Here is a 12,969-nt window from a genome sequence, read left to right on the forward strand (position 1 = left end):
TTATGAAGAATGCAAAGTCGAAGTTCCATCCGAGGATGAAATTTCCTCTATTATTGTAGACATTTTTCAAAGGAGTCGTCAAAACTATGGTACGCGTAAGATAAAAAAAGAGCTGCACCAACAAGGCTTTACGGTATCCAGGCGGAGAATTGGACGAATCATGAAGGAATATGGGCTGGTTTCGTCGTATACGGTCGCTCAGTACAAGCCTCATTCCACGAGATACAATGAAGCCAAGCAAGCGAATGTATTGAACCGGAAATTTGAACAAGAGCAGGCGTTATCTGTCGTCGTAAGCGATCTGACGTACGTTAGAGTGGGTTCATATTGGAATTATGTATGCTTCTTTGTGGATCTGTTTAACCGCGAAATTATCGGCTACAGTGCGGGGCCACACAAGGATGCCAAGCTGGTTTACCATGCTTTGGCCTCAATTAAGGGCAACCTGAATGACATTCAGCTCTTCCACACCGACCGAGGAAATGAATTCAAGAATAAGCTCATCGACGATGCGCTGGAGGCTTTTCAGATTGAGCGTTCTTTGAGTATGAGAGGCTGTCCCTATGACAATGCCGTTGCGGAGGCCACTTTTAAAATTTTCAAAACGGAGTTTGTGAAGAAACGTCATTTTGAAAGTCTAGCTGAGCTAACCACAGAATTACATGACTATGTGCACTGGTTTAACCATATTCGGATTCATGGTTCTCTAGAATACTTGAGTCCGGTTGAATTCAAACAGAGACACCACAAAAAGGTTGTCTAGTTTAGTGTTGACAATCCATACTATGAAACTCATTGTCATTATTCAGAGATAAAACACCAGTACTTAGTATAACAATTGATTGAACTCTTTACATAGATTCATATGGATTTGTAGTCTTTGCTAATTATGATTAAGTAGATGTATTAAATTAGACATATAATGGGGGGCTAAGGAGTGCTCAAGGCGTTGGATTTAACGGAGTGTACAATATGTAGTTACTGTGCGAGAGAAATCTTTGATTTCTTTCAGAAATCAGGAAAACCGATTGCTCCATATGCAAAATATGTTTTGGATTTTACTGTGAATAATGGAATTGATGAGGAAGTTATCTACTGTGATGTCTGTTGTGATGAGGTAGAAGAAGATTATCATAGATTGAACATCTCCTATACTCTACTGACTTCAATCGCAGACAACCTATCACAGGATATAGGAGGCTGTGAACGCTGTCATGGGAATGAGCGTAGATGGTTTGAACACAGTTATAACAATGATCCGTACGAGGGCTCACCAATTGATTTGGGCGGGAGTCATGACAATGTAGGTGGATATTTAAGGGATTCTGGCGTGCCTGATGTTTTAGTTCCAGTTTTCGTTAAACTGATTAAGTGTAAGTGTGGGTATGGAAGACATGCGAGGGATGGAAATAATCCGGATGCCGGTATTTTTGATGAGCAGGATGATGTGTACACTAATCAAGAGGTTGAAAGCATGCTTGGTTTTGAAGTAGAAGCTTTCTCGGAATTTGCGGAGAAATATGAAGAAATTATCTCTGAAAAAGATTTGTTGAAATTTCGAGATGTCCTCAGAACGCAACCAATGCTGGCGTTTAAGAATAAGACAGGAGCAGCCATATACAATGTTCTAAAAAAACATTACGATGCTGGAGAGTACGACATATTAAAAGCTTCAGAAGTAAAGCTATTTAGAGGTAGAACAAGAGCAGTGGACTCCAGTAAGGCTTACACTGTTGAGGAGTTGTGGACAGCTCCGCTAGGGAAGCCTTCACATGGTCGATATAACTCTATTGGCGTACCTGTACTGTATGTAACGAATCAAGAACGCGCCATTCCTTATGAGATTAATCCTTCACATGATCAACTTATTGATATCATTACTTTTGATATTCTCAAGAAGAAACTAAAACTGTTTAACATAGGGTCGTTTGATTCGAATTTCGAAGGTTTTTTTAGCGAAGTTAATGAAGATACGAATATCGTAAAAACAGCATATTTATTACCCAATTATATTGGAGCATGTTGTAATGAGATTGGTTATGACGGTGTGATGTATAAGGGGGTACAATCATTCGACCAACTGAATGAGTATACAAATTACGCCTTATTCAATATGGAATTGAACTTAGATTTGAAAGCATCGTCAAAGGAAGTTAATACCTTTAGGCCTAAGTTCACTATTGATCTACAGTTAGAAGAAAAAGAAGAGCCACTACAGCCTGAGAACTTTTTTTAGATTACAGTGACGAAAGAGTTAATATTCAGAGCTTTCTCTGACAAAAATACCATTGTGTGAATTAAACTTATTAATAATTCCTAAAAAAATTTATGGGTGTATGAAGCAACCATGACCTTCTGTGAATAGTTTCTAATAATACTGCCAATCGTGAGACAATCATGGTGTGCAGTCTTTTTCTCAATAAACCAGTCTTAATTGACTCTTTAAAAATGATTATGGTTCCCAATATATAGGTGGTATGAGACATTTAGTATAGATCTAACTATCGGATATTCACTAAAATTGAACGGAAGGACGAGAATATGACTGAACCAATTAAATAACCAAGTAATCCATTCTCTACAGGAGGGGGGAAGAGGCAACTTTGAAACACGTGTTCAGGCTACGTTTGTTGTTCTAATGTTAACAGGACGTTCCTTGTTTACCGGTATGGTCAATTACAAGAATTAAGCCTCAAGGTCGTTACGAGGGTTATCATACAGATGATTTCATTGCTTTTACGCAAGATCCACAATCCGGAAAGAAGCGAAGTTACCTTGCACAATTGAAACATTCTATTGGGATTACTGAGGGAAATGAAACCTTTGGAGAAGTGATCCATGCAGCTTGGGGGATTTTAATAACCCGTCTATTTTCAATACTGAAACTTTTGCTTTTGCCTTTATCACGGACCAGTTAAGTTTTGCTGAAATTAACAACACTCGTACTCTTCTAGAGTGAGCTCGCCATCGCAAGGATGATAAAGAGTTTAGATCAATACAAAAGGATTTAGTAATGAATAAAAAAGAATAAATTAGAAGCCTTTCGATTCCACATGAACAAAGCTAACGGTGAGATGCATAGGTCGGTTAGCAAGAGATTCATAATAATCAACGGTTGTATCCATTTCTTTTGGTAAAAACAGGGATAAAATGATCTGTGATTTTCATATTAACCTCCCAAATTTCAATTCAACCTATAACCATTATTGTTGTATAAAGTATATTTATATAACAATATATTTAATTTGTAAAACTTTTTTAGTGAAGGATTCTTCAAGAAAACATGGGATTTTGGTCTTTATGAACTCTAACTTCGCACCACGAAATTGTTCTTAATCCCTTGATAAATAAGGCTGTTACGGGGCTATCTCTTGCAAAAATAGGAAAACACCGCTTTGTTTGGTATAGTGATTGTGTCCAGCAATATACTACCATACAGAAGGAGCCGATAAAGCCATTGATTGTACAACAGAAGATGTATATGGAGTGCTGGGAAAATTAACAGATTATCGCGGAGTTGATTATGTGTTGAATACGATTAATTCCGAAAGTGCTACCAAGGACCCTGATGTCTTGGTCTTTGGCGGTGAACTTGTATTTACCGCAGGTTTTCCTGGCTTTAGCTGCTTTAAGTTCGATTTCGTTGCACGAAATGGCTGTTGGTGCGGGACTAGCCACTCAAACTAATGATTATTGAAAGATATGAGTCAATCCTTCAGAAAGGAGTAATGCAGATGCCTTCGTATTTTGGTCCGCAATTAATGGGAGGAATCAACAATTCAGCTGGCTTATCTTATCAAGATTTATGTGCCTTGTTTAATTATTTTAATTACCTAAATAGGGACGAATCTCTCTTAAGTCTCGGCATTGAATTAATTAATGATTTTTCTCTTCATAAAGAAGGACATACAATAACTGCACAGGTAAAAAAACAATCCTTATCGCTCAAAGATTTACTCAAGATTCTAGAGAAAACTCCCTTGAAAGAAAATAACACGATCATGGTTGTTTGTTCTCATTTTGACGATGAATTGAGGCAGATTATTAAGAAGAGAGATCGATTTAGATATGCTATGCAATCTGATTTAGATCCGGGTTGGAAAGAATCGATAACATCTGACTTTGAGGCTGAGTTAACTAAAAAAGGTATTATCAACATGAAAGATCTATTTTTGCAAAGTGAATACGTTGAATTGCCAGAAGATATGGCGTATATGGCTTTATATTTCGTCATAATGAAATGGCTTGAGAAAGAAAGAAACACAGTGAATATTTCGGGTTTTATGAATAGTCTATCGATGCATATTCAGAGATTACGAGATAAGAGCGGTTCATTGTCTTTAAGCCAATTGAAAAAATTTGTAGAAGAACATTCGACGGAGGCTATAGTCACACAAATAATAAAAACGGCCTTTGAAACTCAATTTATTCAACCAACTGAATTAATGTCTGTTCTAGGGGAAACAAAGGATGATATTTTAAGACAACTAGAAAATCAGATTCAAGAAGCACAAGAACATTTCAATAATGAAGAGTTTAATAAGTCCTTAGAAATATACACGAGTTTAGAAAAATTGTATAAAAAAGTTGAGTTAAAATTTCAGTGCGCCGTACTTCATGAAATGCTAGATAATTTTGATGCTGTTTTGAAATACTGCGATGAAATACTATATATTGAAAAAACACATTATAAAGCAAACTTACTTAAAGCATCTAGTCTTGGGGCTCTAAATAGATTAGAGGAAGCAATTGGTCAGTTTAAGTATACACTGTCGTTAGAGGCATCTGCTCTTGCACATTACAACTTAGGTTATACCTATTTAATATCTGATCGTTCTGACGCTAACCAGAAAGCAATTGATCATTTTAAGGCTTGCTTAGAACTGGAGAATAATTTTGAAGGTGCCAATCTTAACCTTAGCATTGCTTATTATCACGTAGGAGCGTATGGTGAATCCTTAAAGTATATTAATGGAGAGATAGATATTAATCCAGAATCGTATAAAGCTTTGTCACATAAAGGAGAACTTTATCGTTTCTTTGGATTATACGATGATGCAATAGACTATTTTGAGCAATGCTTGACCTATGATCGCGAGAATTGGCAAGCACTTTATGGCTTAGCTCTTTCTTTTGCTGAGAAAGGGTTCCTCTCTGAAGCAGCCATATTCTTTAGGCAGTTATTTGAGCACTATCCCTTTGTATTTTTTAAAAATGGTATTGCTAGTTCGATTGGCCAAAAAGCTTTAATTGTTGATATAGGCTGGAAAAGAACAGTCTGTGGATGTTTTGAAGTTATCAAGGAAGATTTATTACATATTGAGATGCCGGGCGTGCAATTAGAGGTCCCTCTCGGTATAGTAAAAGATCATATCTTTATAGGTTGTGTTCAACTTAATGATGAAACAGGTGCAATAATGTATCCTGCAGTAGGGAAATTCATGGAAAAAAGTGTGGACTTTCAAGCACTGATTAGTAATATTCAAGAAACTACCCAACTTACACAGACCTTTAATAAATCACTGTTCGTGGATTTTAATGATAGTATTGAGATCAATATTGAGGAACGTGAGAAATATGTCCTTATAGAAATGTATTTTTGTAACCGACCTATCGTAATTGGAATTACGGACCAAAAGGGTGAAGGTTTTCAAGCATTCAAAGATTACTTTGATTTATACGGACAATGTCGCATACATCTCGAATGTATTGAAATGCCTCAACTTTTTATTATCGATGGGATCTCGAAGGTGAATATAAAGTCACTACTTTGATTTAGACTTAAAAACGTTAATTTTACTGAATTCTATTCCGTCTTAATATAAAAAGGTTCTTATTCGCATCCCGCGAGCAAGAACCTTTTCATATTCGCTATTTGTTTTTTTTGGCAAGTTGTTTTGAGCGTGTTGAAACCCTTAAAACAAAGGCCAGTTATAAAGTCGCTCACAATTGTAATAACGGATATGAACTTCTCTTTAATCTCTGCTATACTTCAGCGTCAACTTGAGCCTCTGTTACTGTTTCCGCAGTAATAGAGGAACGGTGGTGCGTAAGCTGATCATCACGAAGTAATGTCAGAAGAAAATAAAGTATTTTCTTAGTGTTTAGGTTAAGATAAGTCCCCTGTTTAAGCACTACATGCTACCCGCGTACGTTCTTTAATAGGTGATTGGAAATGGAATATAATGAGGAGGACGTAGCCCAAGCGAAGGCGCGGGAGCGTTCTTTTTATTGAACTAACTGACAGGATAGTTCAATCGTTTCTCGAATATTTTCTGAGTTGGATAATTTAATGAACTTTGTGAATATAACGTTATCTGAAAGATACGAAATAATTATTTTTTGAAGGGATGATTAAATTGAAGCAAGGGATATTAGTTTTTCTAAATGGAACTTCAAGTTCTGGAAAGACCTCCATATCGACTGAACTCATAAATCAGAAAGAGATCCTTTTTTATCATTTATCAATTGATGATTTTTTTAATAATTACTATGATTTTATTAATAATAAATTTCCAGATGATCCTCCAAAAGAAATAGATCATCAAGTTGTCTCACAAATACTTGATGATTCCATATTCTCAGTGTACCATTCGACAATTAAATTGTTATTAGAATTGGGTTTTAATGTAATAGTAGATACCATAATCGACAATGACAAGAGGTTTAATGAGTTTCTTGATCAATTTTTCGATCAGCCTACGTTATTTATAGGTGTAATATGCTCGAAAGAAGAACTCATAAGAAGAGAGCAAACAAGAGGAGATAGAAATATTGGACTAGCAGCTTCACAGTTCAGCAAAGTATATTGCATTGATGAATATGACCTCGAAGTAAATACTGAAGAGATGAATCCAATAGAATGTGCCGAAAAGATATTAAGTTTTATTAAGTCCAATAAGGAATACTCGGTATTTAAGAAATTAAGTAAAAGAAATGTTAGTGTTTCCTAGATGGCGTATCCATCAAATAACACCATATTCAAACATTGGGGCTATCGCCCCTCGGTCTGCCCGAGGGATTTCGGAATTAAGCTAACGAGGAACGTTAGTTCAATAAATAGGCTTTTATCACTTTTGAGCAACATGCTAAAATACCGTAGTACCAGTTAACCTCTGAGTCTAATGTGGAGCTTAGAAAGACTTCTATAAAGTATTTGTGGTAACTGGTACCGTATTAGAAGGAATTAGCCCTTAATAGGCGTATATATAATTGTGCAGTGACCTCTCAGGGAACAACCGCCCAGAATAGGTTTGGAGCCGGCAGGACATCCTCCTGGACTTCTTTAACAGAAATGAGGCGCTCCATGTTTTTGGCGCTGCACATTTGATGATTATTCAACCTGTCGAAATGACAGGTTTTTTTGCGTAGAAAAATAAAGAACTTAATAGAGAAAGCAGGAAATTGTTTCCTTCTGTCGAAAGAACTTAACAGAAGCCCTTTAAAGTTATTGAGGCAGATTCTCGACCTCTCAGTTTATTATGGGTAATGCACCGAATCTAAAATCTGACATGCTACATTGGGCCCATTGCGGAGCTCTTAAGAAAACTTGGTTAATCTGGTGCAAATGATTTGAATAGGTGATCATAAGTTGAATAATTTTATGCTTACGGATACGAGCATTATTGAAGACCAAGACAACTCAAGAGCTTTTTATCCCTTCTATGTTGGAATAGATATTGGTTCGGATTTCCATGTTGCTGCTTGCATTCCATTTGAAAAGTTCCGCAGTGAGAAGGAATGGAAACGTAGTAAAACAATGAAGTTTAACTCGGATAGCCAAGGGATTACAAAGTTTATCCATGCTTTAGAAGATATTGAAGCCCAATTCGAGTATAAACCCCAGGATTTCTTTATATTACTGGAACCAACTGGTGGGCATTATTCATATTTAGTTGTTCGAGTTCTATTAGATCGAGGCTACTCTATATATCAGGTTGAAAATAAAGCTGTAAAGGATTTTCGTGAACGCCAGCTAGGGCTTAATGAAAAATCCGATGAAATTGATGCTAGAATCATGGCCTATATGGGATGGCACAAAACCCTTCATCCTGATATGCGTTCGGTGCGTACAGTTCGTCCTGCAAGTGCAGAGCAGGTTCTGTACCGCACATTAACTAGGGATCGCTGGTTGCTTACTACTCAATTAACGAGACGTAAGAATCAAGTCCAGCAATTATTTTCTGTAACCAATCCTGAACTTAAACGAGCTTTTAAAAAGACAGGTGCGTTAAGTGTCCTCAAATTAGCTCTGAAGTATCCTACAGCGCAAGAAATGGCCAAGGTAACTCAGGATGAACTTAGGCAAACTCTAATAACAATTGGTGCAAGAACTACTGCTACAAAAGCCTCTATGACCTTGGCAGAACTGTTACCCAACACATTAGCCTTGAACATTCCACACCTAGCTGATCGGCAAACGTGGCTTATTGAAGAGGCCTTGCGTATAGATGAAGCGATAAAAAGCATGGATAAACAGATAGCTTCCCTGCTTTATGGGAATAAAGAAAAAGGATATAAACCTCACCCTTATACAATGATACTTATATCCTTCCCTATCATGAGTGAATCTATGGCCTGGTACATTTATCGGTGCTATTGGTGATATAGAACGTTTCTCAACATATTTAGAGCTTAAAAAGTACCTTGGTGTAGCTGCGGAGAATAAAATCTCGGGAACATCCGTTTTTAAGAGTAGGCAGACATACGAGGGTGTTAGAGATACTCGCAGAGTTCTATTCTTAATGACTTTGCTACTAATATCTCCAAAAATAAGTGAAAATAGTTTTCGTGTTTACTATAAACGATTAGTTGATCGAGGAATGGCAAAGAGAAAAGCAATAGGGCATGTATGCGGTAAGATTGCCCAAGTTTTATACTCATGCGTTAAAAACAATGAACCGTATGATCCTTTCAAACACGCGAGCAAAATGGGAGTAATCCTTGACGATGATAAAGTAAGATTAAAGATCCCAGCTAATTTAGAAGATTACGAACGCCAAGCGGATGAGTTAGCAGATGACGATGTCTTATAAACGAGCAGTATCTTACACTGCCTTACACTGAACATAAATAGCTCATTGCATGTAAAATTGGAAATAAGAAGCTTCCAAATTTCGGTAATGGGCTCATTTACATTTTTCTAAGCGCTACACTACATTAGACTGAAAAATAAAGTGTTAGACTCGGAAAATAAAGTTGTAGACTGAGAAAATAAAGAATTAGACTGGCGGGTGCTTCATTACGCTCCCTCAATATGATTTAGTTTTCTCACTCAGGCTCATGAATTCGCAGGATTTCACCCTTAGCTAAGTGTGAGGTAAGAAGGAAACAGAGAAGGCGGTGGCTTGGAACAACTGTATGGGCATGCAAGAATAAAGGTGAGCGTATATCACCCAATTTGTTCCATATCCTGCACGTCTCCATGTCGCCCCTAGCGATTTTCACTCCCATGTCTCAACGGGTCTCATGCCCTTTCATTCCTTCGTCACATCTAACTAAGGGGTGGAGGTCGGTTTTTCTAACGGAACGGGTCCGAGCCCTTTTGCATAATGCCTCCCGATACTCCGTGCTTCTTGTCCATCCTGCGAATGCATCAACTGACGAAAAATAACCTGTTTAAGCGGATTGCGGAAATACTTTAGCCGAACTGTAAGCTTCGCTGCTCTTAGCCAGGCCAACAAGCATTCGGGCCACTTTACCACATAATTTCATAATGGATTTCATTTTCTTGAGCTTTTTCACGTCTACATTGTAGTGGTGCAGGGCTCTAACATCCGGATTGGTCATGACCATACACATTGTCATGAGGTAGATAAAGCGCCTTAGTCGCGGTCGACCGCGCTTACTTAGCACCATTTTCCCACGCCATTTCCCGGAACTAGCCTCAGCCAGATTTAGACCCGCATGACGAAGCAAGGCATTTCCGTGTGCATAACCACTAAGATCACCAGCTTCTCCTAACACACCGGCTAGACTGGTTACATTTACACCCCGAATGGTGAGTAACTTTTGGGCATAGGGAATGCGTTCTAATACGAGATGTACTTCATGTGCAATCTGCTCAAGCTGGCGCTGAGCCAAATCATATTCTTCGAGAAGTTGATCCAAGTGAATCTTGTAGGCGTGTAGCGCCTTTGTTGCACCTACGCTGCGTTTAGCAAATGTAATAAGCTGCTCAGCCCGCTGCAAACCCGCATGACGCTTCACATATTGCTTCCAGCCGGCAATGACTTGCTCTGTCGTTAATCGGCTAATTTCCTTGGGGAGAGGAAACAGCCTTAACGTGGCAATGGCACTGGTACAAGTGAGGATTTTAAAGACATGCCGAAGTTCTGGGAAAACAATATCTACCCAGCGATGAATCTGGTTAACAGCGCTGTTAAGCCGTTTAGTAACCGTGTCACGATTGGCCATGAGAATCCGCAGCTCCTCGTAGGCTTCCGGGTTGAATCTTACGGGGGAATAGTAGCCGTTCTTGACCATATCCGCGATGACGAGCGCGTCTTTGCGGTCGCTCTTTGACGGGGTATTGTCTCGGTTTTCCTTATTCTTTTTGACAAGGTGGGGATTTACGAGGACGGCTTCAATTCCACGAGAAGAGAGCCAGCGAGCCAGGCTCAGCCAGTAGTGGCCGGTCGGTTCCATACCAACAATGATTTTGCTCAGCTTGTAAGACTGGAGCAGATCTTGAATCCAACGACCGAATAGTTGAAAGCCCTCGTCATAACTACCAAACTCTAACGGCGATCCCAAAGCAATTCCTCGAAAGCTGACCGCACGAGCGACGTGAGACTCCTGAGCAATATCTACGCTGACTACCAAATGTAATGAGGAAATGTTTTCAATGAGTTGATTTTGCTTCTCCTGAGCCTTAAACTTCATGGTAGAGCGACCTCCTGGATGATGGGCTTTTTGAGGCAATGACCTCGTGTGCAACCCCATCGTACCGAGGCGCTCGTTTTTGTGCAAAGGCCAAATTATTCATTCTACAGGAATTCTAACGGGGAACGTTAGTTCAATGAAATAGCGACAGTCTAGGACTTTATTTTCTCGTCCTTGGCTGTCGCTGTTCCAATTTTTAAGGTCAGTCTAAAACTTATTTTATGAAGTCTGGGGGGTAACAATTCGAAAAGTCGCATGGAATACGGACACCCAGTCTAGTACTATATTTTCTTTTGACAAGTAATTTATTTCAGATACAGAAGCCAAAATCTTCTGTCTGATTTTTCAAAAAAAATCACTAAGAGGTGGATACAGATGTTTAAGAAATTCTTAGTTAGGATCAAAGAGCATGATTGTAGAAAATTGCTCAAAGCACCCTACTTAATATCCTTCCAAAGGTATTATTGGCTATATTATCTTGACTCGTCTTGGAATCCACATTCTGTAATATGGCCAAAGTGAATAACCCAGTAATTCGTTGTAGCCAGCTAGGGACGTACGGTAGCTAAGCCGGGTTAGAAGAAGGGATTTTAACTATAAGCTCAGCTTCCCAGTTTTATCTATACTCTAGCCTACTCGTTGCTTTATTTCTGTAAATAAATAATTACCTAAATTCTTTCATTTGTCTTTAATGAGAGCTAACAATATAAGTCCCTGATTATATTTATATGAAAATGAACGAAGTACAATATATAGTTTTGAAAATTGGTTAGTGACACAATATATACTAAAATAAGATCGAATGTTCGCAATTTATAGATTGACTTTTTCCAACTACTGGATTACGATTAAAAGACAAATTGACCTATATCCCTGATAAATCATAGCGTATGGTCGTCTTTAAGAAAGGTGTTCTGTTGGAATTAAGCAGGAAAATAAAACACAAAGATGAGAAAGCATAATCGGCAATTATACATTTTCCTACTAAATTATTAATTCCTACTCAGGAAAAAATTTATATATTTTGAGAGGATGACGTTAGTGCCACATAATCAAAGCCAATTTGAGGGTTTTCATGAAGCAATTAAATTAAGCGACGAGTCATCTATACTTAAAGAAAAACGAGATATTATTATAGAGCGTCTATCCACAAAAATGCCAGAAGCTGCAAAAACATACACAACATTCAATCAAGGTAGTTATGCAATGAAGACAGGTATTAAACCGTTAGATGGAGATTACGACATTGATTTAGGATTGTTTTTTGAAATGTCAAAGGAAGATGTAGGGACTCCTGTCGAGGCTAAGAAATGGGTCTATGATGCACTTGTCGGTCATACTAATGATGTCTTGATGAAAAAGCCTTGTGTAACGGTTACGTATGCTGCTGGATATCATGTTGATGTAACTATCTATGCAACTGAGAACAGTGATGGGAAGGTGTATTTAGCAAAAGGGAAGCTGGCAAGTACAGTAGAAAATCAGAGTTGGGATGAATCAAATCCAAAGGATTTAATTAAAGAAATTAGGCAGAAATATTCTGATAAAGAAGACAGAAAACAATTCCGTAGGCTCGTTCGTTATCTTAAACGCTGGAAAGATGTCCAATTCAAAGGTTCTACTTATGGTAAACCTACTGGTATTGCTCTTACTTCTATTGTTTATCATCATATGCAAGTTAAGACAGAAGTAGTGGATTTCTTTTCTGGAGAAAAAAAGTATCGTGATAGCGAAGCTCTTATCCATCTGATTTCTACGTTTCTTTCAACGTTTACCTCTCGATGGGAGTTTGAAGATGACAAGCTCATTGAATATCCTTATGTAGAAGTTAAGCTACAAGTTGCGCCATACCCTAATTTACTCGAAAGAATGACCTTGAACCAAATTAAGGTATTCAAAGATAAACTTGAGAAGCTGCTTGCTTGTTTGATAGAGGCCAGAGATGAGGTTGATAGCTCAGATGGAGCAACGTTACTTAAAAAACAATTTGGCGACGACTTCCCTGTACCTTCCAAAGATCCTGGGAAAAGGTCTGTAATTCCAGCGGTTATTCCTTCAACAGAATCGGCTTAAGGGGGGGATGTT

Annotated in this window: 8 protein-coding genes and 1 pseudogene; 8 read left to right on the forward strand and 1 reads right to left on the reverse strand. The window is 38.1% G+C overall.

Annotation, left to right across the window (positions count from 1 at the left end; all coding sequences use genetic code 11):
* The 7 genes and pseudogenes from BM358_RS25695 to BM358_RS27060 form a co-directional block, all read left to right on the forward strand.
* Nucleotides 1-763: IS3 family transposase (locus tag BM358_RS25695; RefSeq protein WP_091002064.1), on the forward strand; the 763-nt coding region annotated here is incomplete at its 5' end.
* A 174-nt stretch (nt 764-937) separates the two neighbouring features.
* The gene (locus tag BM358_RS25700) at nt 938-2,236 is read left to right on the forward strand and encodes an RES domain-containing protein (protein ID WP_049828495.1); all 1,299 of its coding nucleotides are present in this window, start codon (nt 938-940) and stop codon (nt 2,234-2,236) included.
* 1,498 nt (nt 2,237-3,734) lie between these two features.
* Nucleotides 3,735-5,774, forward strand: a complete 2,040-nt coding sequence (locus BM358_RS25710; protein WP_028542629.1) for a tetratricopeptide repeat protein — start codon at nt 3,735-3,737, stop codon at nt 5,772-5,774.
* Nucleotides 5,775-6,359: 585 nt separating this feature from the next.
* On the forward strand, nt 6,360-6,953 hold the full coding sequence (locus BM358_RS25715; RefSeq protein WP_028542630.1) for a chloramphenicol phosphotransferase CPT family protein: 594 nt from the start codon (nt 6,360-6,362) through the stop codon (nt 6,951-6,953).
* Nucleotides 6,954-7,591: 638 nt separating this feature from the next.
* Entirely contained in the window at nt 7,592-8,605 is a 1,014-nt protein-coding gene (locus tag BM358_RS27050) for an IS110 family transposase (protein WP_231517247.1), read from the forward strand.
* Nucleotides 8,565-8,702, forward strand: a pseudogene (locus BM358_RS27055) (transposase); the annotation flags it as partial. The gene BM358_RS27050 and the pseudogene BM358_RS27055, both read left to right, overlap by 41 nt.
* 42 nt (nt 8,703-8,744) lie before the next feature.
* Entirely contained in the window at nt 8,745-9,035 is a 291-nt protein-coding gene (locus BM358_RS27060; RefSeq protein WP_231517249.1) for a hypothetical protein, read from the forward strand.
* Nucleotides 9,036-9,618: 583 nt separating this feature from the next.
* Here the strand turns inward: BM358_RS27060 and BM358_RS25730 are convergent.
* A complete protein-coding gene (locus tag BM358_RS25730) occupies nt 9,619-10,884 on the reverse strand; it encodes an IS110 family RNA-guided transposase (protein WP_028542631.1) in 1,266 nt (421 codons plus the stop codon).
* A 1,041-nt stretch (nt 10,885-11,925) separates the two neighbouring features.
* Between BM358_RS25730 and BM358_RS25735 the strand changes: the two genes are divergently transcribed.
* On the forward strand, nt 11,926-12,957 hold the full coding sequence (locus BM358_RS25735) for a nucleotidyltransferase domain-containing protein (RefSeq protein WP_028542632.1): 1,032 nt from the start codon (nt 11,926-11,928) through the stop codon (nt 12,955-12,957).
* Nucleotides 12,958-12,969 lie beyond the last annotated feature (12 nt).

The organism is Paenibacillus sp. cl130 (genome assembly GCF_900116035.1).
Lineage (GTDB): Bacteria > Bacillota > Bacilli > Paenibacillales > Paenibacillaceae > Paenibacillus > Paenibacillus polymyxa_B.

What these genes read in the sequence shown, in the direction of transcription:
- BM358_RS25730 (WP_028542631.1), bottom strand. Translation starts at nt 10,884, where the DNA reads ATGAAGTTTAAGGCTCAGGAGAAGCAAAATCAACTCATTGAAAACATT.
- BM358_RS27060 (WP_231517249.1), top strand. Translation starts at nt 8,745, where the DNA reads ATGACTTTGCTACTAATATCTCCAAAAATAAGTGAAAATAGTTTTCGT.
- BM358_RS25710 (WP_028542629.1), top strand. Translation starts at nt 3,735, where the DNA reads ATGCCTTCGTATTTTGGTCCGCAATTAATGGGAGGAATCAACAATTCA.